At 42.7% G+C, this 26,504-nt stretch carries 22 protein-coding genes; 18 read left to right on the top strand and 4 right to left on the bottom strand.

Annotated elements, in window-relative coordinates:
• The first annotated feature begins 55 nt into the window (after positions 1-55).
• From BF9343_RS18870 to BF9343_RS18855, 4 genes are all read left to right on the top strand, one after another.
• Positions 56-1,060, top strand: a complete 1,005-nt coding sequence (locus tag BF9343_RS18870; RefSeq protein WP_005791878.1) for a beta-ketoacyl-ACP synthase III — start codon at positions 56-58, stop codon at positions 1,058-1,060.
• A gap of 87 nt (positions 1,061-1,147) precedes the next feature.
• Complete coding sequence (gene era / locus BF9343_RS18865) at positions 1,148-2,029, top strand: GTPase Era (RefSeq protein WP_005791876.1); 882 nt, start codon at positions 1,148-1,150, stop codon at positions 2,027-2,029.
• Between the two features lie 52 nt (positions 2,030-2,081).
• Positions 2,082-3,395, top strand: a complete 1,314-nt coding sequence (gene der / locus BF9343_RS18860; protein WP_005782289.1) for a ribosome biogenesis GTPase Der — start codon at positions 2,082-2,084, stop codon at positions 3,393-3,395.
• 176 nt (positions 3,396-3,571) lie between these two features.
• On the top strand, positions 3,572-4,219 hold the full coding sequence (locus tag BF9343_RS18855; RefSeq protein ID WP_005791874.1) for a response regulator: 648 nt from the start codon (positions 3,572-3,574) through the stop codon (positions 4,217-4,219).
• Positions 4,220-4,450: 231 nt separating this feature from the next.
• On the opposite strand, the gene BF9343_RS18850 is transcribed toward BF9343_RS18855, so the two are convergent.
• Positions 4,451-5,221 (bottom strand): ABC transporter ATP-binding protein, encoded by a 771-nt coding sequence (locus BF9343_RS18850; RefSeq protein ID WP_005791872.1) that lies wholly within the window; start codon positions 5,219-5,221, stop codon positions 4,451-4,453.
• A complete protein-coding gene (locus BF9343_RS18845) occupies positions 5,218-5,961 on the bottom strand; it encodes an MlaE family ABC transporter permease (RefSeq protein ID WP_005791870.1) in 744 nt (247 codons plus the stop codon). The genes BF9343_RS18850 and BF9343_RS18845 overlap by 4 nt, the downstream gene beginning before the upstream one ends.
• Positions 5,962-6,036: 75 nt before the next feature.
• On the opposite strand from BF9343_RS18845, the gene lptB reads away from it, so the two are divergent.
• Positions 6,037-6,798, top strand: coding sequence for an LPS export ABC transporter ATP-binding protein (lptB, locus tag BF9343_RS18840; RefSeq protein WP_005782293.1), 762 nt, complete (start codon positions 6,037-6,039; stop codon positions 6,796-6,798).
• 118 nt (positions 6,799-6,916) lie between these two features.
• Here lptB and BF9343_RS18835 read toward each other — a convergent pair whose 3' ends face one another.
• Positions 6,917-7,162, bottom strand: coding sequence for an RNA recognition motif domain-containing protein (locus BF9343_RS18835; protein WP_005791868.1), 246 nt, complete (start codon positions 7,160-7,162; stop codon positions 6,917-6,919).
• A 1,239-nt stretch (positions 7,163-8,401) separates the two neighbouring features.
• Between BF9343_RS18835 and tig the strand changes: the two genes are divergently transcribed.
• The 11 genes from tig (at position 8,402) to mutL (ending at position 23,626) form a co-directional block, all read left to right on the top strand.
• On the top strand, positions 8,402-9,757 hold the full coding sequence (gene tig / locus BF9343_RS18830; RefSeq protein ID WP_005791866.1) for a trigger factor: 1,356 nt from the start codon (positions 8,402-8,404) through the stop codon (positions 9,755-9,757).
• Between the two features lie 137 nt (positions 9,758-9,894).
• The gene (gene clpP, locus BF9343_RS18825; RefSeq protein WP_005782306.1) at positions 9,895-10,557 is read left to right on the top strand and encodes an ATP-dependent Clp endopeptidase proteolytic subunit ClpP; all 663 of its coding nucleotides are present in this window, start codon (positions 9,895-9,897) and stop codon (positions 10,555-10,557) included.
• Between the two features lie 2 nt (positions 10,558-10,559).
• Positions 10,560-11,807, top strand: a complete 1,248-nt coding sequence (gene clpX, locus BF9343_RS18820; RefSeq protein WP_005791864.1) for an ATP-dependent Clp protease ATP-binding subunit ClpX — start codon at positions 10,560-10,562, stop codon at positions 11,805-11,807.
• Positions 11,808-11,977: 170 nt separating this feature from the next.
• A complete protein-coding gene (recQ, locus tag BF9343_RS18815) occupies positions 11,978-14,158 on the top strand; it encodes a DNA helicase RecQ (protein ID WP_005791861.1) in 2,181 nt (726 codons plus the stop codon).
• An 86-nt stretch (positions 14,159-14,244) separates the two neighbouring features.
• Positions 14,245-15,720, top strand: coding sequence for an IMP dehydrogenase (guaB, locus tag BF9343_RS18810; protein WP_005791859.1), 1,476 nt, complete (start codon positions 14,245-14,247; stop codon positions 15,718-15,720).
• A gap of 144 nt (positions 15,721-15,864) precedes the next feature.
• A complete protein-coding gene (locus BF9343_RS18805) occupies positions 15,865-17,418 on the top strand; it encodes a peptidylprolyl isomerase (protein WP_010993643.1) in 1,554 nt (517 codons plus the stop codon).
• A 56-nt stretch (positions 17,419-17,474) separates the two neighbouring features.
• Positions 17,475-18,317: a peptidylprolyl isomerase gene (locus BF9343_RS18800; RefSeq protein WP_005814398.1), complete on the top strand. Its 843-nt coding sequence runs from the start codon at positions 17,475-17,477 to the stop codon at positions 18,315-18,317.
• A gap of 9 nt (positions 18,318-18,326) precedes the next feature.
• The gene (locus tag BF9343_RS18795; RefSeq protein ID WP_005799064.1) at positions 18,327-19,697 is read left to right on the top strand and encodes a peptidylprolyl isomerase; all 1,371 of its coding nucleotides are present in this window, start codon (positions 18,327-18,329) and stop codon (positions 19,695-19,697) included.
• Positions 19,698-19,709: 12 nt separating this feature from the next.
• Positions 19,710-21,413 carry an OstA-like protein gene (locus BF9343_RS18790; RefSeq protein WP_010993642.1) on the top strand — a complete coding sequence of 568 codons (1,704 nt, stop codon included), beginning with the start codon at positions 19,710-19,712 and terminating at the stop codon, positions 21,411-21,413.
• A gap of 2 nt (positions 21,414-21,415) precedes the next feature.
• Entirely contained in the window at positions 21,416-21,712 is a 297-nt protein-coding gene (locus BF9343_RS18785; protein WP_005791850.1) for a hypothetical protein, read from the top strand.
• Between the two features lie 36 nt (positions 21,713-21,748).
• Positions 21,749-23,626, top strand: coding sequence for a DNA mismatch repair endonuclease MutL (gene mutL, locus BF9343_RS18780; RefSeq protein WP_010993641.1), 1,878 nt, complete (start codon positions 21,749-21,751; stop codon positions 23,624-23,626).
• A 1,477-nt stretch (positions 23,627-25,103) separates the two neighbouring features.
• Here the strand turns inward: mutL and BF9343_RS18770 are convergent.
• Positions 25,104-25,415, bottom strand: a complete 312-nt coding sequence (locus BF9343_RS18770; RefSeq protein WP_224223201.1) for a ubiquitin-like protein — start codon at positions 25,413-25,415, stop codon at positions 25,104-25,106.
• A 187-nt stretch (positions 25,416-25,602) separates the two neighbouring features.
• On the opposite strand from BF9343_RS18770, the gene BF9343_RS18765 reads away from it, so the two are divergent.
• Positions 25,603-25,884, top strand: a complete 282-nt coding sequence (locus tag BF9343_RS18765; RefSeq protein ID WP_010993638.1) for a hypothetical protein — start codon at positions 25,603-25,605, stop codon at positions 25,882-25,884.
• A gap of 33 nt (positions 25,885-25,917) precedes the next feature.
• Positions 25,918-26,229, top strand: a complete 312-nt coding sequence (locus BF9343_RS18760; protein ID WP_077687954.1) for a S41 family peptidase — start codon at positions 25,918-25,920, stop codon at positions 26,227-26,229.
• Positions 26,230-26,504 lie beyond the last annotated feature (275 nt).

Genomic DNA, 26,504 nt, shown 5'->3' with positions numbered 1-26,504 from the left:
ATTGCTCTCCGGCTGCTTTAAGTATTAGATGTATTGCTAAATTAAAACAGAATTGATGGAAAAAATAAATGCAGTAATCACAGGAGTCGGAGGATATGTACCTGATTATGTCTTGACAAATGACGAGATATCTAAGATGGTGGATACCAATGACGAGTGGATTATGACTCGTATTGGAGTAAAAGAAAGACGAATACTGAACGAAGAAGGATTAGGTACTTCGTACATGGCCCGTAAGGCAGCTAAACAGTTGATGAAAAAAACGGGTTCGAATCCTGATGATATTGATTTGGTTATCGTTGCAACTACTACTCCTGACTATCATTTCCCCTCAACAGCTTCTATTCTTTGTGATAAACTCGGACTAAAAAATGCTTTTGCTTTCGATCTGCAAGCCGCTTGTAGCGGATTCTTGTTTTTGATGGAAACAGCAGCCAATTTTATCCGTTCGGGACGATATAAAAAGATAATCATTGTTGGTGCAGATAAGATGTCATCAATGGTAGATTACACAGAGCGTGCAACATGTCCCATCTTTGGCGATGGAGCGGCAGCCTTTATGGTTGAACCGACTACAGAAGATCTGGGAATTATGGATGCTATCTTGAGAACTGATGGTAAGGGATTGCCTTTCCTCCACATGAAAGCGGGCGGTTCGGTTTGTCCTCCTTCCTATTTCACTGTTGACAATAAGATGCATTACATTCACCAAGAAGGTAGAACAGTATTTAAATATGCTGTTTCAAACATGTCTGATGTGAGTGCAGCTATAGCAGAAAAGAATGGTCTGACGAAAGATAACATCGACTGGATTGTTCCCCATCAAGCCAATATGCGCATCATCGAAGCGGTAGCTCATCGCATGGAAGTTCCGATGGAGAAGGTTCTGGTAGATATTCAGCATTACGGTAACACGAGTGCAGGTACTCTGCCTTTGTGTATCTGGGATTTTGAAGAGAAACTTAAGAAAGGCGATAACATCATTTTCACTGCGTTTGGTGCAGGGTTTACCTGGGGAGCCGTGTATGTGAAATGGGGTTACGACGGGAAAAAAGAATAGTGACGACAGTTGCTAATATAAATCACATAAAACGCATCCTATTTCGATTCGATGCGTTTTTTTGTCTCAATCAATAAATGGAAGACGATGCATAAAGCTGGTTTTGTAAATATAGTAGGAAATCCCAATGTGGGTAAATCGACACTGATGAATGTGTTGGTAGGCGAACGTATCTCGATTGCTACGTTTAAGGCGCAGACTACTCGTCACCGGATTATGGGTATCTATAATACGGATGATATGCAGATTGTTTTTTCGGATACTCCGGGGGTATTGAAACCTAATTATAAGTTACAGGAATCTATGCTGAACTTCTCTACTTCAGCATTGGCTGATGCAGATGTCTTGCTTTATGTGACGGACGTGATTGAAACTCCTGATAAGAATAACGAATTTATTCAGAAAGTACGTCAGCAGTCGGCACCTATTTTATTGTTGATTAATAAAATAGACCTGACTGATCAGGAAAAGCTTGTGAAACTGGTAGAAGAGTGGAAAGAGTTGCTTCCGCAAGCTGAAATTATTCCGATTTCGGCAGCTACGAAGTTTAATGTAGACTATGTGATGAAGCGGATCAAAGACCTCTTGCCTGATTCCCCCCCTTATTTTGATAAGGATCAATGGACTGATAAGCCAGCCCGTTTTTTTGTCAACGAGATAATCCGTGAAAAGATCTTGTTGTATTATGATAAGGAGATTCCCTATTCGGTAGAAGTAGTAGTGGAGGAATTTAAGGAAGATGCAAAGAAGATACATATTCATGCTGTGATTTATGTAGAACGTGATTCTCAGAAAGGCATTATTATTGGAAAACAGGGTAAGGCCCTGAAGAAGGTGGCTACTGAGGCGCGACGCGATCTGGAACGTTTTTTCGGAAAAACTGTTTTCCTGGAAACGTATGTGAAAGTAGACAAAGATTGGCGCAGTTCAGATAAGGAGTTGCGGAATTTTGGCTATCAGTTAGATTAAAAAAAGAAAATTCATACGACTGTGATAGTCGCAAAAATAAAGTGTGTAAACTATGGGAAATTTAGTTGCAATCGTAGGACGACCCAATGTGGGCAAGTCTACCTTATTTAATCGTTTGACGAAGACCCGTCAGGCAATTGTGAACGATGAAGCGGGTACTACCCGTGATAGGCAGTATGGTAAATCCGAATGGTTAGGACGGGAGTTTTCTGTTGTTGATACCGGTGGATGGGTGGTGAACTCTGACGATATATTCGAAGAGGAAATACGCAAGCAGGTATTGATGGCAGTGGACGAGGCGGACGTAATTCTGTTTGTAGTGGATGTGACAAACGGAGTGACAGATTTGGATATGCAGGTAGCCGCTATATTGCGCCGGGCCAAGAGTCCGGTTATTATGGTAGCCAATAAGACTGATAACCATGAGCTACGATACAATGCTCCTGAGTTTTATCGGTTAGGACTGGGCGATCCGTATTGTATTTCTGCGATTAGTGGTAGTGGTACGGGTGATCTGATGGATTTGATTGTTAGTAAATTCAAGAAAGAATCTGATGAGATTCTGGATGAAGATATCCCACGTTTTGCAGTGGTAGGACGTCCCAATGCCGGAAAGTCATCTATCGTGAATGCTTTTATCGGTGAAGAACGTAACATTGTTACGGAAATAGCCGGAACAACCCGTGACTCAATTTATACTCGTTACAATAAGTTCGGTTTCGATTTCTACTTGGTAGATACAGCCGGTATTCGTAAAAAGAATAAAGTGAACGAGGATCTGGAGTATTATTCTGTAGTTCGTTCTATTCGTGCTATCGAGGGAGCTGATGTATGTATTTTGATGGTGGATGCGACCCGTGGTATAGAAAGTCAAGACTTAAATATCTTTTCGTTGATTCAGAAAAACTCGAAAGGGTTGGTGGTAGTTGTCAACAAATGGGATCTTGTAGAAAACAAGACTGATAAAGTCATGAAGACTTTCGAAGAAGCCATTCGTTCACGTTTTGCTCCTTTTGTTGATTTTCCTATAGTATTTGCGTCGGCATTGACAAAGCAGAGAATCCTCAAAGTGCTTGAAGAAGCACGCAAGGTTTATGAGAATCGCATGATTAAAATCCCTACAGCCCGCTTGAATGAAGAGATGCTTCCGTTGATCGAGGCTTATCCGCCTCCTGCAACTAAGGGAAAATACATCAAAATTAAATATGTCACTCAGTTGCCTAATACGCAAGTACCTTCGTTTGTCTTTTTCGCCAATCTGCCGCAGTATGTGAAAGAGCCTTATAGAAGGTTCCTGGAAAACAAGATGCGTGAAAAGTGGGATTTGAGTGGAACTCCCATTAATATTTATATCAGACAGAAGTAAATTTTGTGTCGAATTTAATTGATATATGAATATAAGAGCCGGATGATGAAGAATCCGGCTTTCTTTTTGCCCGTAATAATTGAAATAATTGATTCTTTTTGTTTCTTATGTAATGCTTTTTATTTATATTTGTACAGAGCAAAAAGAAGCAAACCATAAATACAGACAAAGGCTACATGGAAGCGAAGGCAGAAATACTATTAGTTGACGATCATGCACTGGTTCTTGAAGGAATGCGGCGTATGCTGGAGTCGGTCCCTGATGTCAGAGTTGCCGATGCGGTGACTTCGGGGGCAAAAGCTGCCGAGCTGATTGGAGAGCGGGATTATGACATCTATGTGTTGGATGTGAATCTTCCTGATATATCAGGATTCGATCTGGTTGATATGATTCGTGAGATTAACGAGAGTGCGCGTATTATTATTAGTACTATGCATGAGGAAATCTGGATTATCAATCGTTTGATTCGCCAGAAAGTGAATGCTGTGATCCTTAAATCATCCGAAGCGGTAGAGTTTGAAAATGCCGTGAAAAGCGTGCTTGAAGGAAATCCCTATACTTGTCCGCGGTTTCAATCTATTCGTCAAAAGCTAAGTCTCAGTCCTGTACAAATTCACTCGAAAGATATCCCTACAAAGCGAGAGCTCGATGTACTGAAAGCTGTCGCGAGGGGATGTAATACGCACGAAGTGGCTGCCGAATTAAAAATCTCGGAGAATACTGTTGAGACATTTCGTAAGAGGCTGATTCAAAAGTTCTGTGCAAAGAATGCTATTGATATGGTAGTGAAAGCAATGTCAAAAGGATGGATAGAACTCGAATGATTCTATTTATTTTGATTTGTCACGGTTTTCGGTGATGTTTTGCTGCATTTTTTTTGCTATCTTTGAAGTGTAATTGGAATTATTCTCTTTTTAAGTTTTATTGAGAACTTTAGGACAGTCAATATGTCGTGATGATATATGTCGATTCTATTAACTGGTTTTTTTATAACAAAAAGTGGGCTCGTGAATTGTGATGATTCATGAGCCCTTCTATTTCAGTCTGATAGTGGATTATCCTTCGAGGTTTTGTATTTCTACATCCTTAACTTTACGTAGCAGGTCGGAGGCGAAAATGAAGTTATTCAACTGTTCGTTGGTGGATGTGAAAATGTCATCTTTTGTGCCCTCCCATTCTTTGGTTCCCTGATAAATGTAGATAATCTTTTCACCGATTCCCATTACCGAGTTCATGTCGTGGGTGTTGATGATAGTAGTCATGTTGTATTCCCGTGTGATGTCATGAATCAGGTCGTCTATCACTAAAGAAGTTTTAGGGTCGAGTCCGGAGTTCGGTTCATCGCAAAAGAGATACTGCGGGTTCAGTGCAATGGCCCGTGCAATGGCTACACGCTTCTGCATACCTCCACTGATTTCGCCGGGAAATTTATCTTTAGCTTCCGTGAGGTTGACACGGTCGAGGCAGAACATAGCCCGTTTGGTTTGTTCGCGCAAAGTGTCGGTGCCGAACATGTTGAGCGGAAACATAACATTATCCAAAACAGACATGGAGTCGAACAACGCCGCGCTTTGAAAAATCATTCCCATCTCGCGTCGCAGGTGTTTCTTTTCTTTTTTCCCCATGGCCAGGAAGTTGCGTCCGTCATAGAGCACTTCTCCTTTTTCCGGTGTCAGCAATCCGACGATACATTTCATCAGTACAGTCTTTCCCGAACCGCTCTGTCCGATAATCAGGCTGGTTTTTCCATTTTCGAAAGTGGCGTCGATATTATGCAATACCGTTTTGCCTTCGAATGATTTATAGAGTCCTTTTACTTCGATCATCCCATTAAAAGTTTAGTTAATACCAGGTCGGCAAACAAAATCAGTACGCTGCTGGAAACCACCGAATCGGTAGATGCCTTTCCCACTTCTATCGAACCGCCTTCTACGGTATAGCCGAAGAAAGAGGAGACGCTGGCAATGATAAAGGCAAAAAACAGGGATTTGATGATGCCGCACCACACAAACCACTCTACAAACATGTATTGAAGTCCGTACTCAAGGTCGGTAGCCGTCATGATGCCACCGAACCAGCAGGTTGCAAACGCTCCGATGATACCTGCGAAGATACTGAAAGTCACTAAAATAGGAATCATGGTGACCATTGCCGTAATTTTGGGTAATATCAGATAGTTGGCGGAGTTGACTCCCATGATTTCAAGTGCGTCAATCTGTTGCGTCACGCGCATGGTGCCCAGCTCGGAAGCTATGTTCGACCCTACTTTACCGGCCAGGATCAGACACATGATGGAGGAGGAGAATTCAAGCAGAAGAATCTCTCGGGTGACGTATCCCACCGTCCAGCGGGGCATCCATGGGCTTTCGATGTTTAATTTTATCTGGATGGTGATCACCGCTCCGATGAAGAATGAAATCAACAGCACGATGCCGATAGAGTTTACTCCCAGTTGCTCTATCTCTTTGATATATTGCCGGAAGAACATACGCATACGCTCGGGACGTGAAAAAGTCCGCCCCATAAGCATGATGTATCTGCCGACGGTTCTTAATGCTTTAATCATAACTCGTATATTTGTTTGCAAATGTACGTTTTTTCGGCTTATTTTTGCTACATTTGCCGCAAAATAACAAAGGATATGGAAGAAAGCAAGATGGTGCTTCGTACTGAAGACTTGGTGAAAAAGTACGGTAAGCGTACGGTGGTGAGCCATGTTTCCATCAATGTGAAGCAGGGCGAGATTGTTGGTTTGCTCGGGCCGAACGGTGCCGGGAAAACTACTTCGTTCTATATGACCGTAGGATTGATTACTCCGAATGAAGGCCGTATTTTCCTGGATGATCTTGAAATAACAAAATATCCTGTTTACAAACGTGCCCAAACCGGTATCGGATATTTGGCCCAGGAAGCTTCGGTTTTCCGGCAGATGACGGTGGAGGACAACATTGCCTCCGTGCTTGAAATGACTAATAAGCCTCTCGATTATCAGAAAGATAAGCTTGAGAGTCTGATAGCCGAGTTCCGTTTACAGAAAGTGCGTAAGAACAAGGGTACCCAGTTGTCCGGTGGTGAACGTCGCCGTACGGAGATAGCACGTTGCCTGGCCATCGACCCTAAATTTATCATGCTCGATGAACCGTTTGCCGGTGTAGACCCGATTGCCGTAGAAGATATTCAGCAGATTGTCTGGAAATTGAAGGATAAGAATATAGGTATCCTGATAACGGACCATAATGTGCAGGAAACGTTGAGTATTACCGATCGCGCCTATCTGCTGTTCGAAGGAAAGATTCTGTTCCAAGGCACTCCCGAGGAGTTGGCAGAAAATAAAATTGTGCGTGAGAAATACCTGAGTAACAGTTTTGTGTTGCGTCGCAAGGACTTCCAGCTGAAAGATTAGCCAAGCGTTTCCGCTTTCCGTTCTGCCGGAGAATAGTCACCGGACATAGAATACATAAAAAAAACCTTTTACCGGCTCTTTGGGTAAAAGGTTTCTTTTTAATTTCGTTTTTCTGTCGTTACTCTCTTGGTCTGGCTTCTTTAACCACCATGGTACGACCTTCGTATTCAGCTCCGTTCAATTCGGCGATAGCCTTTGCACCGGCTGCATCGTCAGCGATTTCTACGAAACCGAAACCTTTTGATTTGCCTGTTTCGCGATCCATGATTACTTTGCAAGAAGTTACTGTTCCGTAGTCTTCCATAACTTGTTGCAGATCTGCTTCCTTAACACGGTAGCTAAGGTTTCCAACATAAATGTTCATAGTGAAAATGATAAAAAATGAAATAAATGAAATAAAACTCTCCGGAAGATGATTTAATAATAAAAGGATTAAAGAAACAGAGAGTTTACAAAAGCGTCTTTGCGCCGGAAGTAAAAACCTTGTAATTGAAATCGAGAAACTAATCGATCATCTTTCCGCAGCAAAGAAACGCATAAAAACCGGAATTGCAATAACTTTTTCTCTTTTTTTGTATACGAAACCTATGAATTTTAGCGATTTGGAACGTTTTCGGGGTGAAAATAGAAAATATGGATTGTAAAGAAGATACGAACTTCCCGGCTTTATAGATAAGGTATCGGTGTTTGGATGGCATTTTGTCAAAATGATAATTGTTTCTTCTCATATTTGTTTATTTCGGAGGAGTATTTGCCGGGGCCGGAAAAAACACATTCCAGGCGATTCCGGTATTATCTCTTTTCTTTCAGACAGATTGATTTCGAAGCATTCTGATAAGATGAATCCGCTCCATTGATTCATTTTGTGCTTTTTTACGGTAGATGTCTGTTCTTAGGATATTCCGATGGTAAGGTTCTCCGGAAGGCAACCAGAGTGGAAAAGTTTTCCGAAGGCTTCGTTTTCCACAACAATAAGTGCGACCGGACAAAACATTCGGAGAAATTAGAAAAAGACGTAAGCGTTTTCCGAAAATGCTTACGTCTTTCGGGCAGAATGTACCCGTCTTTTTCCTGGGAAGGAGCTTGTCTTTACCCGGAACGCGGGCTTTGTTCCATCAGAAACCTCTCTTTGGGGAGTCAAAGACAGCTTTTTCCTGATCCTTTTCTTCCCGTTGGTTCCAAATCAAGGAAAGGAGAGTCGGTGAAAACGGCGATTTGTCATCTTTTTGTCAGCATAAACCCCGATTATCGTTATCATTGCTTATTTGCGAATCTCTACGGGGCGATCCATTCATATCCCGGCATCTCTCTAATGTACAGATGGATTGAGTTTCATCCGTTTGCCGATCTTTGCTCGGGAGGCTTCTGTGGAATTTTCAATATTCGCATTCTCCTTTTTTGGTTAATAAAAAGTAAAACCGGCTCCTTCGGAAACAGACCAATGGCTTTTCAGGCGTGTGTCTGGCTACTTCCGGCCGAAAATGGCGCTTCTCTGCAAATGAAATAATTCTGCAATGTTTTTTGAAATTTGAAAGATTAGCACTAATTTTGCACCCTCGTTTGAGTATAGAATAAAGTATAAATCAAATAAATAATTGTCAGAATGAACGTTTCATTACAAAACATTGACAAAGTAAGCGCATTGCTTACCGTGAAGCTTGAAAAAGCTGACTACCAGCCTCAGGTAGACAAATCGTTGAAGAACATCCGTCAGAAAGCTCAGGTTCCGGGATTCCGTCCGGGTATGGTTCCCATGAGCTTGGTGAAGAAGATGTATGGTAAGTCAGTTATTGCCGACGAGGTGAATAAATTGCTTTCTGAGAAAGTATACGCATACATCAAGGATAACAACATCAACATCCTTGGCGAACCGATGCCTAACGAAGAAAAGCAGCCGGATATCGATTTCGATACAATGGAAGAATTCGAATTCGTGTTCGATATCGCTTTGGCTCCGGAATTCAAAGCTGAGGTTAGCGACCAGGACAAGGTAGACTACTATACAATCGAGGTAACTGACGAGATGGTGGAAAACCAGATTAAGGCTTATACTCAACGTAACGGTAAATACGAAAAGGTAGATGCTTACGAAGAGAACGATATGCTGAAAGGTCTGTTGGCCGAACTCGATGAAGAAGGTAACACCAAGGAAGGCGGTATTCAGGTAGAAGGTGCTGTAATGATGCCTTCATACATGAAGAACGACGAGCAGAAGGCTATCTTTGCAAATGCAAAGGTAAATGACGTATTGGTGTTCAACCCGAACACTGCATACGAAGGCAATGCCGTTGAAATGGCATCACTGCTGAAAATCGATAAAGAAGCTGCTGCCGAAGTAAAAGGCAACTTCAGCTTCCAGGTGGAAGAGGTTACCCGTTTCGTAAACGGCGAACTGAACCAGGAGATTTTCGACCAGGTATTCGGCAAAGATGTTGTGAAGACTGAAGAAGAATTCCGTGCTAAAGTAAAAGAAAGCATCGCAGCTCAGTTTGTTGCCGACAGCGACTATAAATTCCTGATCGACGTTCGCAAGGTATTGACCGATAAAGTAGGCAAACTGGAATTCCCCGATGCACTGCTGAAGCGTGTCATGTTGGTGAACAACAAAGATAAAGGCGAAGAATTCGTAAACGAAAACTACGATAAGAGCATCGAAGAGCTGACATGGCACCTGATCAAGGAACAGTTGGTGAAAGAAAACGATATCAAGGTAGAGCAAGACGACGTGATCAACATGGCGAAAGAAGCTACAAAAGCTCAGTTTGCCCAATACGGTATGCTGACTATACCCGATGATATCCTCGAGAACTATGCAAAAGAGATGCTGAAAAAGAAAGAAAGCATCGACGGTCTGGTAAACCGCGTAGTAGAAACCAAATTGGCCGCTGCACTGAAAGGCAAGGTTACATTGGAGAACAAAACCGTTTCAATGGAAGAATTCAATAAGATGTTTGAATAAACTCTTCTTTTGAACAGGACATAAAGTCACAGAAACACAGAGTTTTTATAAAATTATAACTCTGTGTTTTTTTGTGTCTCTGTGTTCTTTTTTGTTTCTTTGCAGTTACATTATTAATAATAGAAAGGAACGTAACAATGGATGATTTTAGAAAATACGCAACCAAGCATTTAGGTATGAATGCAATGGTGCTGGACGATGTGATTAAATCGCAAGCCGGGTATTTGAATCCCTATATTTTGGAAGAAAGACAACTGAATGTCACTCAGCTCGACGTGTTCTCACGCCTGATGATGGACCGCATTATCTTCCTCGGTACACAGATTGACGATTATACAGCCAATACGCTGCAGGCACAGTTGCTATATCTTGACTCGGTAGATCCGGGTAAAGATATCTCTATCTATATCAATTCGCCGGGCGGATCGGTATATGCCGGACTGGGTATTTATGATACGATGCAGTTTATTTCGAGCGATGTGGCAACAATTTGTACCGGTATGGCGGCTTCTATGGCTTCTGTGCTGTTGGTGGCCGGTGCCAAAGGCAAACGCTCGGCGCTGCCTCACTCACGTGTGATGATTCATCAGCCGATGGGCGGTGCACAGGGTCAGGCTTCGGATATTGAGATCACGGCTCGCGAGATACAGAAATTAAAGAAAGAACTTTATACCATTATTGCCGATCATTCGGGTACCTCTTTTGATAAGGTTTGGGCCGATTCGGACCGTGACTACTGGATGACTGCCCAGGAAGCAAAAGAATATGGTATGATTGACGAAGTGTTGATTAAGAAATAAACATGGCTGAATCAAAGAATAATAAAAAAAGGTGTAGCTTTTGCGGTCGTTCGGAGAATGAAGTCGGATTCCTGATTACGGGAATGAACGGCTACATCTGCGACAGCTGTGCAACCCAGGCTTATGAGATCACTCAGGAAGCCATGGGAGCCGGCAAACAGAGCGCGGGGGCTACCCGACTCAACTTAAAGGAACTACCCAAACCGGTAGAAATAAAGAATTTCCTCGACCAATATGTGATTGGCCAGGACGATGCCAAACGCTTTCTTGCCGTATCGGTGTATAACCACTATAAACGCCTGTTGCAGAAAGACAGTGGCGATGATGTGGAAATCGAGAAGTCGAACATTATCATGGTGGGCAGCACCGGAACCGGTAAAACACTTTTGGCACGTACCATCGCCAAGCTGCTGCATGTTCCATTTACAATAGTGGATGCAACCGTGCTGACAGAGGCAGGATATGTAGGCGAAGATATCGAAAGCATTCTGACCCGTCTGCTTCAAGTGGCCGATTACAATGTCCCCGAAGCAGAGCAGGGCATTGTCTTTATCGACGAGATAGACAAGATTGCCCGTAAAGGAGACAACCCTTCCATTACCCGCGATGTCAGCGGTGAAGGGGTGCAGCAGGGATTGCTCAAACTGCTTGAAGGTTCTGTGGTCAACGTTCCGCCTCAGGGAGGACGCAAGCACCCCGACCAGAAGATGATTCCCGTAAACACGAAAAACATCCTTTTCATTTGTGGTGGTGCATTCGATGGCATCGAGAAGAAGATCGCCCAGCGTCTCAACACCCATGTCGTAGGATACAATGCTTCCCGCAAGACGGCTACTATCGACAAAAACAACATGATGCAATATATCGCACCGCAAGATTTGAAGTCGTTCGGACTGATTCCGGAGATTATCGGCCGTCTGCCGGTGCTGACTTATCTGAATCCGCTCGACCGGAACGCGCTTCGTGCCATTCTGACCGAACCTAAGAATTCCATTATCAAGCAATATATCAAGTTGTTCGAGATGGACGGCGTCAAGCTGACCTTCCAGCCCGAAGTTTACGAGTATATCGTCGACAAGGCTGTGGAATATAAGCTGGGTGCCCGTGGATTGCGCTCTATTGTAGAGACCATAATGATGGATGTCATGTTCGAGATTCCTTCTGAAGACCAGAAAGAATATGAAGTGACATTGGATTATGCGAAGCATCAACTCGAAAAAGCAAATCTTGCGAGACTGCAAACTGCTTAAAATCAAAAGGTAAGGGCGATGATGGAGGCGGTTACCGTTTTTTCTTGAAAAATATTAGTCTGATTATGCTTGATATTTAAGAAGTTGTTTATAACTTTGTTAGAGCGCTTTCCAAGCAAAGCGAGTGTTTTAAGTTAAACCATGAACTGAATAAAACAACCTAGATTAAGATGGCAGGGAAGATTAATTTGACAGACCAACTGAAAAAGTATTTCGGATTTGATAATTTCAAGGGGAACCAGGAGCCGATCATCCAGAATTTGCTTGATGGTAATGATACCTTTGTGCTGATGCCTACCGGCGGTGGAAAATCTCTGTGCTATCAGTTGCCTTCTTTATTAATGGAAGGTACGGCCATTGTTATTTCTCCGTTGATTGCCCTGATGAAGAATCAGGTCGATGCGATGCGCAACTTCAGTGAAGAAGATGGTGTGGCTCATTTCATTAACTCTTCTTTGAATAAGGGTGCGATTGATCAGGTGCGGTCTGACATTCTTGCCGGAAAAACAAAATTGCTATACGTTGCTCCCGAATCGTTGACGAAGGAAGAAAACGTAGAATTTCTGCGGTCAGTAAAGATCTCGTTCTATGCTGTCGACGAAGCGCATTGTATTTCCGAATGGGGACACGACTTCCGCCCGGAATATCGCAGGATACGTCCGATTATTAATGAAATAGGAAAAGCGCCTCTTATTGCGTTGACCGCAACGGCCACGCCGAAGGTGCAGCACGATATTCAGAAGAACTTGGGAATGGTGGATGCACACGTCTTCAAGTCTTCGTTCAACCGTCCGAATCTGTATTACGAGGTACGTCCTAAAACTCAGAATGTAGATAAGGACATCATAAAGTTCATCAAGAACAATCCGGAAAAGTCGGGCATCATTTATTGCCTGAGCCGGAAGAAGGTAGAAGAGCTTGCTGAGATACTTCAAGCCAACGGGATTAACGCCCGTGCTTACCATGCAGGTATGGATTCGGCAACGCGAACGCAGAATCAGGATGATTTCCTGATGGAAAAGATCGACGTAATTGTAGCTACTATCGCATTTGGAATGGGGATTGATAAACCCGATGTGCGATACGTCATCCACTATGATATACCAAAGAGCCTGGAAGGGTATTACCAGGAAACGGGCCGCGCCGGCAGAGACGGCGGAGAAGGCCAGTGCATTACCTTTTATACAAACAAAGACTTGCAGAAACTCGAGAAGTTTATGCAAGGCAAACCTGTGGCAGAACAAGAAATTGGCAAGCAGCTTCTGTTGGAAACTGCTGCGTATGCTGAATCTTCCGTTTGTCGCCGTAAGACATTACTACATTACTTCGGCGAAGAGTACACGGAAGAAAATTGTGGAAATTGTGACAACTGTTTAAACCCTAAAAAACAAGTGGAGGCTCAAGAATTATTGTGTGCTGTGATCGAAACAATCATAGCGGTAAAAGAAAACTTTAAGGCAGATTATATTATTGATGTCCTGCAGGGACGCGAAACGTCCGAAGTTCAGGCGCACTTACATGAAGATCTGGAAGTGTTCGGGTCAGGAATGGGAGAAGAAGACAAAACCTGGAATGCCGTGATCCGTCAGGCACTGATAGCCGGTTATCTGAGCAAGGATGTCGAAAATTACGGATTACTGAAAGTGACCGATGCCGGAAAGAAATTCCTTAAACATCCTAAGTCGTTCAAGATAACCGAAGACAATGACTTTGAGGAAGTAGAAGAAGAAACACCGGCAAGAGGCGGAGGTTCCTGTGCGGTCGATCCGGTTCTCTATTCCATGCTGAAGGATCTCCGGAAGAAACTATCGAAAAAACTGGAAGTGCCTCCTTATGTGATTTTCCAGGATCCGTCTCTCGAAGCGATGGCTACCATCTATCCGGTGACGCTGGAGGAGCTTCAGAACATTCCCGGTGTAGGCGCCGGAAAAGCCAAACGTTACGGCGAAGAGTTCTGCAAGCTGATAAAGAGGCATTGTGAAGAAAACGAGATTGAACGTCCGGAAGATTTGCGGGTACGCACGGTGGCCAATAAATCGAAGATGAAAGTGGCCATCATTCAAGCCATCGACCGTAAAGTAGCCCTGGATGATATTGCGCTTTCCAAGGGTATTGAGTTCAGCGAATTGCTCGATGAAGTGGAGGCAATCGTTTATTCGGGTACTAAGTTGAATATTGATTACTTCCTGGATGAGATTATGGACGAAGACCACATGCTCGACATCTATGATTATTTCAAGGAGTCGACAACAGATAAGATTGACGATGCGCTCGACGAACTCGGTGACGAATTTACCGAAGAAGAAGTTCGTCTGGTTCGTATCAAGTTTATCTCCGAAATGGCTAATTAAAAAAAGCGAAAAAAATTGCGTGCACTTATGCAGTCTTGAATAAAAACTGTATATTTGCACGCAATAATTTTTAAACGCATAGCCCTATGTCATTTATTGCTGATAAGATTGTAATGGACGGATTGACTTATGATGATGTATTGTTGATCCCCGCTTATTCTGAAGTTTTACCGCGCACTGTCGATCTCTCGACAAAGTTTTCAAGAAACATTGAGTTAAAGATTCCGTTTGTAACTGCTGCCATGGATACGGTTACCGAAGCTAAGATGGCCATTGCCATTGCGCGTGAGGGAGGAATCGGTGTGATTCATAAGAATATGTCCATTAAAGAACAGGCTAAGCAAGTGGCTACCGTGAAACGTGCCGAGAACGGTATGATTTATGATCCTGTCACTATTAAGCAAGGATCTACCGTACGCGATGCCCTCGCATTGATGGCCGAATATAAAATCGGTGGTATTCCGGTAGTGGATGACAATAGATATTTAGTCGGTATTGTAACAAATCGTGACCTTCGTTTCGAGCGTAACATGGATAAGCGTATCGACGAGGTGATGACAAAAGAAAATCTGGTGACTACCAATCAGTCAACCGACCTGGAAGCGGCTTCACAGATTTTGCAGTACCATAAGATTGAGAAATTACCGGTAGTCGACAAAGAAGGAAAGTTGATCGGACTGGTGACTTACAAAGATATTACAAAGGCCAAGGATAAACCCATGGCTTGCAAAGACTCGAAAGGCCGCCTGCGTGTTGCTGCCGGTGTGGGTGTGACGGCTGATACATTCGACCGTATGCAGGCATTGGTAGATGCCGGCGCCGATGCCATCGTGATCGATACGGCCCACGGACATTCAAAGGGAGTGATCGACACGCTGCGCGAAGCTAAAAAACGCTATCCCGACATTGATATCGTAGTTGGTAATATTGCTACGGGGGATGCAGCCAAAGCTTTGGTGGAAGCCGGAGCCGACGGTGTGAAGGTAGGTATCGGTCCGGGTTCCATTTGTACGACACGTGTTGTCGCCGGAGTGGGCGTACCTCAGCTCTCGGCTGTTTATGATGTTGCGAAAGCTTTGAAAGGAACGGGCATTCCTTTGATCGCCGATGGCGGACTCCGTTATTCGGGCGATGTGGTGAAAGCCCTGGCTGCCGGAGGATATAGCGTTATGATTGGTTCATTGGTTGCCGGAACAGAAGAAAGTCCGGGTGAAACGATTATTTTCAATGGCCGTAAGTTTAAGTCATACCGTGGTATGGGCTCGCTCGAAGCAATGGAGAATGGTTCAAAAGACCGTTATTTCCAGAGTGGCGAGATGGACGTAAAGAAACTGGTTCCTGAAGGAATTGCCGCCCGCGTGCCCTATAAAGGAACTTTGTATGAAGTGATTTACCAATTGACCGGTGGTCTGCGTGCCGGTATGGGATATTGTGGTGCTCCCGACATCGAGAAACTGCATGATGCCAAGTTTACCCGCATCACCAATGCCGGGGTTATGGAGAGCCATCCGCACGATGTGACGATTACGAGTGAGTCGCCTAATTACAGCCGTCCGGAGTAATAGATAGTAAAAAGACAAAAGGAATATTGGCAGATATTCTTTGAAAATATCGATTGAGCGGGTTGAACGGATCACCTTTGGAGGTGCTCCGTAACATCCGCTCATTTTTTTTGTTTTGATATGAACATCTGAATGTAGAATGATATGAAGAAGATTCTGGTTGGAACACTGACCTGTTTGTTTGGGGCGATTGCCGGCCATGCCCAGCAAGATCCGGTATTGATGCGGATTAATGGGCAGGATATTACCCGTTCGGAGTTTGAGCGTTTCTGCCACCGGAATAAACCTTCGGGAATAGCCGGGAAGGAGACTCTGAAACGCTGTGCCGATCTTTTTGTCGATATGAAGTTGAAGTTGTCTGCAGCGCAAAAAGCCGGATTGGATACTGTTTCTGATTTTCGTACAGAGATGGAGAATTATCATCGAGCCTTATCCAGGTCCTATCTTACCGATTCTGCTACCGATGAGGCCTACGCAAAGAAACTCTACGATCAGATGAAAACCCGCTCTGCTGCCGGCGAAGTTAAGGTTATGCGTATTTTCCGTTATCTTCCGCAGACTGCCTTACCCCATCATTTGCGGGAGGCACAGATCTTGATGGATTCACTCTATCATGTCTTGGAGACTCATCCCGATATTGACTTTAAGACTCTGGTAAACAAGTACTCGGATGATAAGAAAGAGTTTTGGATGGGTTGGTTGCAGACTTCGCAGGAGTTTGAAGAAGTAGCCTTCTCTTTAAAAGATGGAGAGTATTCAAAGCCGTTTTTTACACCCAAGGGTATACAGATTATCAAGGTGACAGGCAGGCGGGAAATTCCTCCATTCGAACAGATACGCGGAGAATTGATTCATAAACTCTCCCGTCGTCCGGGTACGGATAAAGAAATTGAGTTATGGGTGAACAAGCTGAAGAGTATCTGTCAATATACTCCGGACAAGGCCGGGATGGAAGAGTTGCTTGCCTCGGGCAGGACTTCCCGCACTCTTTTTACGCTGGACGGAAAAAGCTTTACCGGGAAAGACTTTGAACGGTTTGCCGATGCCCATCCCATGGGGATAAAACGACAATTGAATGCCTTTGTAGTGAAATCAATTCTTGATTACGAAAACAATCGCCTTGAACAGAAATATCCTGATTTCCGACTGGCCTTGCAACAGCGCCGTGACGATCTGCTTTTAGCCGCTATAACCCGTCGCGAATCGCGTCAGGTCAGTCTGTCCGATTCTGTTGCGCTGAAAGCCTTTTTTAAGGAACACCGGACCGATTACAATTGGGATTCGCCCCGTTACAGGGGTGCCGTATTGCATGGAACCCATAAAAAGACTCTGAAAAGTGCACGTAAATTCTTGAAGAAACTTCCCGAGGAAGAGTGGAAAGACGCCATCCGCCTGACGTTTAATACTCCTGCTTCGCCAGCCACTATCCGGATAGAACAAGGAACTTTTGCCGAAGGTGACAATGTTTTTGTTGATAAGTTAGTGTTTAAAAAAGGAGATTTCGAACCCTTAAAGTCCTATCCTTTTACTGTTGTTCTAGGTGAGAAAAAGAAAGGGCCGGAGTCCTACCATGAGATCATTCCCCAATTGATCCGGGATTATCAGAATCATCTGGATGCACTTTGGACAGAACGTCTCAGAGCTTCTGCTAAGGTTGAAATTAACCAAGAGGTTTTAAAAACGGTTAATAATCACTGATGCAACGAATTATTGTATTATCTTCGTACCTTAAATTAAGTATAATTCAGTTGACAATGCGAAAAACGGGCCTTCTGCTAATCTCTCTCCTTTTCTGTGCGTCGTGTGCCGACAAGCATGACCACAAAGGACAGACTCCTTTGGTAGAGGTCGATGGAAACTTTTTGTACAAAGAAGACCTTCAGGCCGTGCTCCCTGCCGGTTTGTCAAAAGATGACAGTCTTCTTTTCGCCGAGCACTACGTCCGTAGCTGGGTAGAAGATGTTTTGTTGTTCAATCAGGCGCAAAGCAATATTCCCGATAACGGAGAAATCGATAAGTTGGTCGAGAATTACCGGAAAGCATTGATCATGCATACTTATCAGCAAGAACTAATCAGCCAGAAATTGTCGGGCGAGATCCCCGAACAAGAAATAGCAGACTATTACGAAAAGAACAAAGAACTGTTTAAGCTGGACCGTCCATTGATGAAAGGTCTGTTTATCAAAGTTCCTCTGACCGCTCCCCAACTGGGCAACGTGCGTAAGTGGTACAAGACGGAGACTCAGGATGCCGTTGAGCATTTGGAAAAGTATAGTTTGCAAAACGCAGTGAAGTATGAGTATTTTTATGATAAATGGGTGCGGGTGGCCGATGTGCTGGATATGATCCCGTTGAAAGCGGAATCCCCTGAAGCCTATATGGATAAAAACCGCCATATTGAACTGAAAGATACGGCATTTTACTATTTTCTGAATATCAGTGATTTCCGTGTGGCGGGCGAACAGGAACCTTATGAATTTGCCCAGCCGAAAGTCAAGGATATGCTTGTCAACATCAAGCGGGTTGACTTTATGAAACAAGTGAAAGACGATCTGTACGAGCGTGCAGTAAAAAGAAAGAAGATTATAAATTATTAAATACACAGAATGAAGAAGTTTGTGAACTTTAAGTTTGTTGTTATGTTTGCCCTGGCACTGGTTGCTAACGTGGCATCCTATGCACAGGACAATGTGATTGACGAAGTGGTTTGGGTCATTGGCGACGAAGCTATCCTGAAGTCCGATGTGGAAGAAGCACGACTGGCCGCTTTGTATGAAGGGCGTAAGTTTGATGGTGATCCTTATTGTGTGATTCCCGAAGAGTTGGCCGTACAGAAACTTTATATGCACCAGGCTGTGCTCGACAGTATTGAAGTGCCCGAGGCAGAAGTCATACAGCGTGTCGACTATCAGATCAGTAATTATATTCAGGCTTTGGGTAGCAGAGAAAGAATGGAAGCAGAGTTTAATAAGACCTCTACACAGATTCGTGAAGCCATGCGCGAGAATGCCCGTGACGGATTGATTGTACAAAGGATGCAGCAGAAACTGGTAGGTGATATCAAAGTGACTCCGGCGGAAGTACGCCGTTACTTTAAGGAGCTTCCCCAGGACAGTATTCCTTACGTCCCCACCCAGGTAGAAGTACAGATTATTACGCAGCAGCCTAAAATACCTGTTGCCGAAATTGAAGATGTAAAAAGACGCTTGCGTGAATACACCGACCGTATCAATAAGGGTGAAAGTGATTTCTCTACGCTTGCCCTGCTGTATTCCGAAGATCGCGGCTCTGCTATCAAAGGTGGTGAAACCGGTTTTATGGGTAAAGGGCAGATGGTTCCCGAATACGCCAATGTCGCTTTCAACTTGCAGGATACCAAGAAGATCTCTAAAATCGTAGAGTCTGAGTATGGTTTCCATATCATCCAGTTGATCGAAAAACGTGGCGACCGTATCAACACCCGTCATATCCTGTTGAAGCCCAAAGTGTCGGATAAGGAGTTGGATGAAGCCAATGCGCGTCTCGACTCTATTGCCAACGATATCCGTAGCGATAAGTTTACCTTTGATCAGGCTGCTTCTGCTTTGTCTCAGGACAAAGATACGCGCAACAACCACGGTCTGATGCAGAACCCGCAGAACCAGACCGCTAAATTCGAAATGCAGGATTTGCCGCAGGAGATTGCTAAAGTGGTGGATAAAATGAATATCGGTGAGATTTCCAAAGCTTTCACAATGGTTAATCCTAAAGATGGTAAGGAAGTTTGTGCCATTGTTAAACTGAAGTCACGTATCAACGGGCATAAAGCCACGATCACCGATGACTACCAGAACCTGAAAGAAATCGTGCTCGACAAGCGTCGCGAAGAAGCGTTGCAGAAATGGATCGTTGAAAAACAGAAGCATACATACGTACGTATTAATCCGGCATGGCAGCGTTGCGATTTTAAATATCCGGGGTGGATTAAAAAAGACTGATCCTATTTTGATATGTTTAGATTCAATAAAGAAAATAAATTCCAAGGCAGGCATAGATTTCTCTTAGCGGGTACTCTATGCCTGCTTGCTGTATGTTTTCTGATGGCTCAGGACAAGAAACCTCAGCATGACAAGAAAGCGCAGCCGGAGCAGAAAGTTGAACCGGAAAAGGCACAGGGTAAAAAGAAAACACGTGTCGACTTGCTTCATGCCGATCAGGGACAGGCCGATAAGTTAGCCCGCCCCGATGTTCAGGTGCTGATCGGTTCGGTCAAGTTGCGTCATGACAGCATGTACATGTATTGTGACAGTGCCTTGATTTACGAGAAAACCAATTCTTTCGAAGCATTCAGTAATGTACGTATGGAGCAGGGGGATACCCTTTTCATCTATGGTGATTATCTGTTTTATGACGGCATGACCCAGATAGCGCAGCTTCGTGAGAATGTAAAAATGATCAACCGGAATACTACCCTGTTGACAGATAGTCTGAATTATGACCGTTTGTACAATTTGGGCTATTATTTTGATGGAGGCACCTTGATGGATGAAGAAAACGTGCTGACTTCTGATTGGGGCGAATACAGTCCCGCCACCAAACTATCCGTTTTCAATCACGACGTCAAGCTTGTTAATCCCCGTTTTGTACTGACTTCCGATACCCTGAAGTATAGCACGGATACGAAGATTGCCACCATCCTGGGACCCTCTGATATTGTCAGTGAACAAAATCACATCTACTCCGAACGTGGCATTTACAATACGGTTTCCGGACAAGCCGAGCTGCTGGATCGCTCAGTACTGACCAATGATGGCAAGCGATTGATCGGAGACAGCCTTTTCTATGACCGTAAAGCCGGCTATGGCGAAGCGTTCGATAATGTGCAGATGAATGATACGGTGAATAAGAACATGCTTACCGGCGATTATTGTTATTATGACGAGCTGAAGCAGAATGCCCTCGCCACCAAGCGTGCCGTGGCTGTGGATTATTCGCGTGGCGACAGTCTTTTCATGCATGCCGATACATTACTGATGAATAGCTATAATCTTGACACAGATTCTCTTTTCCGTGAGATGCGTGCTTTCCACAAAGTGCGTATGTACAGCATCGATTTGCAGGGTGTTTGCGATTCTTTGGTTTTCAATACGAAAGATTCCTGCCTTACTATGTATCGCGATCCTATTCTTTGGAACGAAGGGCAACAACTGTTGGGTGAAGAGATTAAGGTCTATATGAATGACAGTACGATTGATTGGGCCCATATCATCAATCAGGCACTTACGGTAGAACAGAAAGACTCCATTCATTTTAATCAGATTTCGGGAAAAGAGATCAAGGCTTACTTTGCCGAAGGTGAAGCTCGCAAGGTAGATGTGATAGGAAATGTCCTGGTAGTTTATTATCCTCAGGAGCAAGATAGTACGATGATTGGCATGAACACATCCGAAACCAGTTTGCTAAATATGTATCTCAAGGATCGGAAAATGGAGAGAATGGTAATGAGTCCAAAGTCGAATGGTACACTTTATCCGATGAATCAGATTCCGCCCGACAAAATGAAACTGCCCACCTTTAGTTGGTTTGATTATGTCCGTCCTTTAAGCAAAGAAGACATTTTCAACTGGAGAGGGAAAAAGGCCGGTGAGGCTTTGCGTAAAACCGAACGTAAAGCTATTAGTGGTCCGAAACGTGAAATAATTAATATGAAATAGCTATGGGAATGTTCAATGTACGAAAGCCGCGTGGATTTAATCATCAATATATCTATGTGGACGAGAGGAAAGAAAAACTGGCAAAAATGGAAGAAGATGCCAAGCGTGATCTGGGAATATTGCCCGAGAAAGAATTTTCTCCCGAAGATATTCGCGGGAAGTTTATCGAAGGTACCACACACCTGAAGCGTCGTAAAGAGAGCGGACGTAAACCCGCCCATTTGGGAGTAATTCTGGCTATCATTGCCCTGCTTATTTTTCTGTGGCATTATTTGCAGACCGGCAGTTGGTCTTTCTAAGTCCTATAAACTAAAACAGTCAAAGCTAAATCTATTATGAGCGATATCATTCATTTATTACCCGATTCGGTTGCCAACCAGATAGCTGCCGGAGAGGTGATACAACGTCCGGCATCTGTCATCAAAGAGTTAGTCGAAAATGCCATCGATGCTGAGGCGCAGAATATTCATGTGTTGGTCACCGATGCAGGTAAAACCTGTATACAGGTGATTGATGACGGTAAGGGAATGTCCGAAACCGATGCACGCCTCTCTTTCGAGCGGCATGCCACTTCAAAGATCCGTGAAGCATCCGATCTGTTTGCCCTTCGCACGATGGGGTTTCGCGGTGAAGCATTGGCTTCCATTGCCGCCGTTGCTCAGGTCGAGCTGAAGACACGTCCCGAATCCGAAGAGCTGGGAACCAAGATTATCATTGCGGGTTCCAAAGTGGAGAGTCAGGAAGCGGTGTCTTGTCCCAAAGGAAGCAATTTTTCTATTAAGAATCTCTTTTTCAATATTCCTGCCCGGCGTAAGTTTCTGAAGGCTAACTCCACCGAGCTCAGTAATATTCTGGCCGAATTTGAACGTATTGCCCTGGTACATCCTGAGGTTGCTTTTTCACTGTATAGCAATGACTCCGAACTGTTCAATCTTCCCGCTTGCCATTTGCGGCAACGTATTCTTTCTGTTTTTGGCAAGAAACTTAACCAACAACTGCTCAGTGTAGAAGTCAACACTACAATGGTGAAAGTTTCGGGTTATGTAGCCAAACCCGAAACAGCCCGTAAGAAAGGCGCCCATCAGTATTTCTTTGTGAACGGGCGCTATATGCGTCATCCTTATTTCCATAAGGCAGTGATGGATGCTTACGAACAGTTGATTCCCGCAGGCGAACAGATTTCTTATTTCATTTACTTTGAAGTCGATCCTGCCAACATCGATGTGAATATCCATCCTACCAAAACAGAGATCAAATTTGAAAACGAGCAGGCTATCTGGCAGATTCTTTCTGCTTCGATCAAGGAGTCATTGGGCAAGTTCAATGCTGTACCTTCTATCGATTTCGATACGGAGGACATGCCCGATATTCCTGCTTTTGAACAGAATCTGCCTCCCGCGCCGCCTAAGGTACATTTCAATTCCGATTTCAACCCGTTCAAGCCCTCCTCTTCTTCCGGTGGAGGCAACTACTCCCGTCCGAAAGTGGACTGGGAAGATTTGTATGGCGGTCTTGAGAAAGCCAGTAAGATGAATCAGCCTTTCTCCGACTCCGATCCTGAATCGGAAGAGTTTGCGGTGATCGAAGAAGAGAGCATTGCTACAGCGGCTCCCGAAACTCTTTATGCCGGTGAGCTGGCCGTGATTGAAAAAGGTACGCAGCATTTGCAGTTCAAAGGGCGCTTCATCCTTACGTCCGTGAAGTCCGGATTGATGTTGATCGATCAGCATCGCGCACATATCCGTGTGCTCTTTGACCGTTATCGTGCCCAGATTCAGCAGAAGCAGGGATTCTCACAAGGTGTTCTTTTCCCGGAAATCCTGCAACTTCCGGCTTCCGAGGCGGCTGTGTTGCAAAGTATCATGGACGATTTATCCGCAGTGGGCTTTGATCTCAGTGATCTTGGTGGCGGCAGCTATGCCATTAACGGAGTACCTTCAGGCATCGACGGGCTGAATCCGGTCGATTTGGTACGTAGCATGCTGCACACCGCTATGGAGAAAGGCAATGATGTCAAAGAAGAAATTCAGGATATCCTTGCGTTGACTCTTGCCCGTGCGGCTGCCATTGTCTATGGGCAGGTGCTGAGCAACGAAGAGATGGTCAGTTTGGTCGATAATCTGTTTGCCTGTCCTTCACCCAACTATACGCCGGACGGACGCGTGGTGCTGACTACCATAAAAGAAGAAGAGATCGATAAGCTTTTCCGGTAATTATCATTCTTCTGTACTTATCAGAATAAGTATTACGTCGACTGCATTCTGTTTCTTTTATATAGATGAGTTTATTCTATTTTTTGTCTTTTTTGTTGTTTTGATGAATTAATAATTCCCGAAAATAAAATGAATTAGGCCAATTAATCTACTATGGATTAGTTGGCTTTTGTATTCCTAATTTATTTCTGCTTAAATAAAAGGGAATGGCAAAACGATGGAAATAGACTTTAAAAGGATAGAGATTAGATATATAGTATATTTTCGGAATAAAGTTAGTTTATACCTTGCTGAGTTCGACTTAATGAGAAAAAATAAAAGATTTTTCAATATGATGAAATTGGGACATTCTCATTTTTTCTTTGCGTTTTTCTCTGTGACGTATAAAATAGATATTATAGTCTCTCTAAGATATTTGGGGTATACATTGGTGTCCCTATTTATCGAATAAGTTATATACGACCATCGTCATTTGCTATAAGATCGTATGTGTTTCTTTGTAGACAATAAATTGCTGTAAGAATTATCAGGAGTAGTTACGTCATTATATTTTGAATAGTGTGGTGCTCTATATCTGCTGTATATTAAACAGATATGACAATGTTGAAGCGTGTCTATCCGGTTTATTGCAAAAAAATTAAGCAGAAGCTTTCATGTATCAATATACTGAAAACAAAATAACTCCAACTATTTTAGAGAAACCTCTTATTTAATGACTTTAAGATAAGTGACCGTATAGCAAGTGTGAACAGGTATTATATCCATTCTATAAAAAAGTAAAAGAGTGAAGTTTTGTGCTAAGGTCAATAAATACAATTTTTTTATTGAATGTTTCCCATTTCAAACTTTTCAATAAAAACACCTCTGAGAGAGAGTGTCTGCCTGTGCAGAAATAGATGGAAAATAAGAACTTTAAAGGTAAATTTTATCAATGCTAACAATGCGGACTGTGAATTTTATACTAGATATGAAATATCTACTTTTTTCTCTGTAAAATGGAGTATTGAAAAACAGAATCTAAGAAAATACCTATGTGTTTACCGAAATAAATATACTTCTAAAGTTCTCTGATTATATTAGGTAAAGGTCAGAATAAAGTATGTTGATAATAAGATTAACTTAGAGTTTTACGAAAAAAACATTTAGCCTATAATATGCCTATTTATCGGTTTGTAAAATGTGAGTTTGTTTCTATAGAAAAGTGATGTAAAAACCGAAAACGAAGTTTTCAGTTAAACACGCTATTGGAAAAATTGTGTCTCATATTAATGATCGACAGAATGTCCTGTTAATACCGTGTCTGTATGATACTATAAATGGGGGTTGTAAAGCAAATAGAAAACCACAAGACGAAATTGTAGTTTTCTATTTATGCGTAATTTAGAACGGTGTCATATATCTTAAAGTTAATTTTTATAGTCTGTAAAAATTAATGTTGTTAATAATGACATGCTTTTTTATATTTTCTTTCTTAGTGTTAACAGTCGACATCTCTTATGCAAATTAATATAGTTGAGTCTTTTTGAACATTATAATCTGCTAAAGTTCGTCCATCTTCCATTTGTTTTCCTCCATATATAAGCCTTATTTTATCAGGTGGAAAACCTTCTTTATCCTGAATTTTTTGTTTTACGTTTTCTACAGTATCAGTAGGTGATACCTCTAATGTTATGGTCCAGCCATATCTGTTTTTTATAAAAACTTGCATTGCATTTACAGTAGATGGCAATGCAAATAACATTATGTTACATAATGTTATAGTCAAAAGTACTTGTTTAATAAATCTCATTTGTTTTTATATTTAAAAATAATATGGGACAAATATAAGTTATCTGTTTTTCTTTATTATTATATATTACAGTAGCCTTGAGATTTATTTAGTAAAATTGTGTTTATTTTACCTTAAGAAGGGTCTGTTGAAAAAGTGTGACAAAACATGTGATGCTAAATATTAATTATGAGATATTTCAATACCAATGACTATCTGTTTGAATGAAAGAGGGACTCCGTTAGCCCAAGGTTTTGAGAATGATATTGATGGGGGACTTCCTTTTTATCCCCAATCTGTGAGTAGTAGCGGAACTTATTGGCTTGCATATGTGAATCCTTCCGATATGAAAGAGATTCTGACAGAAGAATATTTTGCTGCCCACCCTGATATTCAGAACAAAAAAAAGCAAGATAAGCTGAGAGCAATTGTAGCAAATGCTGATGAAGAAGATAATCCCATATTAGTATTACTTAAATTGAGAAAATAATATTGGTGATGAAAAAAACATTTTAAAGGTAGAATCATAGTTTTAGTCAATGAATGGACGCGAAGTTTTTCTGAATATGCAACTATGGTCCTACAGATGAATCCACGAACGGTAACTGTGGGTAATTCCACTTCAGGAGCAGATGGGAATATTTCACTTTTTACATTTCCCGGAGAAGGTAGGACAATCTATTCTGGAATAGGAATCTATTATCTTGATTTTACTCTTACCCAACGAGTAGGGGGGCGTGTAGATTATACCGTGGAACCTAAAATTAATGATATAAAGAAAAAAATAGATACCGCATATGAGGAGGCAATTATCATTACGAAACAAGAAAAGTAGATTTCGTTGTATTGATGACTCGTACATTTATAACGTGGACATATTTATTACTTTTGAGTGATTCTTATGAAAGTGAGAAATAGTTTAGTATTGTGTTTCTATCTTCAATAAATATAGGTGATAGATAGCATCTCTTATATATGGAAATAAAATATTCTTGATAATGCTGATTGGAAAGATTCCTGAATGTAAGCATTATAATTGATTACTAATACTTCTGAAGAACCATTTGCTTTTGTAAGTTCAAGATAGAAGTGCAAAAACGACAGTGTGTC

This window comes from Bacteroides fragilis NCTC 9343 (genome assembly GCF_000025985.1).
Classification (GTDB): Bacteria; Bacteroidota; Bacteroidia; order Bacteroidales; family Bacteroidaceae; genus Bacteroides; species Bacteroides fragilis.
This window is presented reverse-complemented; position numbering and strand designations above follow the sequence as displayed.

Bases quoted from the DNA above. Each gene is read 5' to 3' on its own strand.
- BF9343_RS18870 (WP_005791878.1), top strand. From the start codon at position 56: ATGGAAAAAATAAATGCAGTAATCACAGGAGTCGGAGGATATGTACCT.
- era (WP_005791876.1), top strand. From the start codon at position 1,148: ATGCATAAAGCTGGTTTTGTAAATATAGTAGGAAATCCCAATGTGGGT.
- der (WP_005782289.1), top strand. From the start codon at position 2,082: ATGGGAAATTTAGTTGCAATCGTAGGACGACCCAATGTGGGCAAGTCT.
- BF9343_RS18855 (WP_005791874.1), top strand. From the start codon at position 3,572: ATGGAAGCGAAGGCAGAAATACTATTAGTTGACGATCATGCACTGGTT.
- BF9343_RS18850 (WP_005791872.1), bottom strand. From the start codon at position 5,221: ATGATCGAAGTAAAAGGACTCTATAAATCATTCGAAGGCAAAACGGTA.
- BF9343_RS18845 (WP_005791870.1), bottom strand. From the start codon at position 5,961: ATGATTAAAGCATTAAGAACCGTCGGCAGATACATCATGCTTATGGGG.
- lptB (WP_005782293.1), top strand. From the start codon at position 6,037: ATGGAAGAAAGCAAGATGGTGCTTCGTACTGAAGACTTGGTGAAAAAG.
- BF9343_RS18835 (WP_005791868.1), bottom strand. From the start codon at position 7,162: ATGAACATTTATGTTGGAAACCTTAGCTACCGTGTTAAGGAAGCAGAT.
- tig (WP_005791866.1), top strand. From the start codon at position 8,402: ATGAACGTTTCATTACAAAACATTGACAAAGTAAGCGCATTGCTTACC.
- clpP (WP_005782306.1), top strand. From the start codon at position 9,895: ATGGATGATTTTAGAAAATACGCAACCAAGCATTTAGGTATGAATGCA.
- clpX (WP_005791864.1), top strand. From the start codon at position 10,560: ATGGCTGAATCAAAGAATAATAAAAAAAGGTGTAGCTTTTGCGGTCGT.
- recQ (WP_005791861.1), top strand. From the start codon at position 11,978: ATGGCAGGGAAGATTAATTTGACAGACCAACTGAAAAAGTATTTCGGA.
- guaB (WP_005791859.1), top strand. From the start codon at position 14,245: ATGTCATTTATTGCTGATAAGATTGTAATGGACGGATTGACTTATGAT.
- BF9343_RS18805 (WP_010993643.1), top strand. From the start codon at position 15,865: ATGAAGAAGATTCTGGTTGGAACACTGACCTGTTTGTTTGGGGCGATT.
- BF9343_RS18800 (WP_005814398.1), top strand. From the start codon at position 17,475: ATGCGAAAAACGGGCCTTCTGCTAATCTCTCTCCTTTTCTGTGCGTCG.
- BF9343_RS18795 (WP_005799064.1), top strand. From the start codon at position 18,327: ATGAAGAAGTTTGTGAACTTTAAGTTTGTTGTTATGTTTGCCCTGGCA.
- BF9343_RS18790 (WP_010993642.1), top strand. From the start codon at position 19,710: ATGTTTAGATTCAATAAAGAAAATAAATTCCAAGGCAGGCATAGATTT.
- BF9343_RS18785 (WP_005791850.1), top strand. From the start codon at position 21,416: ATGGGAATGTTCAATGTACGAAAGCCGCGTGGATTTAATCATCAATAT.
- mutL (WP_010993641.1), top strand. From the start codon at position 21,749: ATGAGCGATATCATTCATTTATTACCCGATTCGGTTGCCAACCAGATA.
- BF9343_RS18770 (WP_224223201.1), bottom strand. From the start codon at position 25,415: ATGAGATTTATTAAACAAGTACTTTTGACTATAACATTATGTAACATA.
- BF9343_RS18765 (WP_010993638.1), top strand. From the start codon at position 25,603: ATGACTATCTGTTTGAATGAAAGAGGGACTCCGTTAGCCCAAGGTTTT.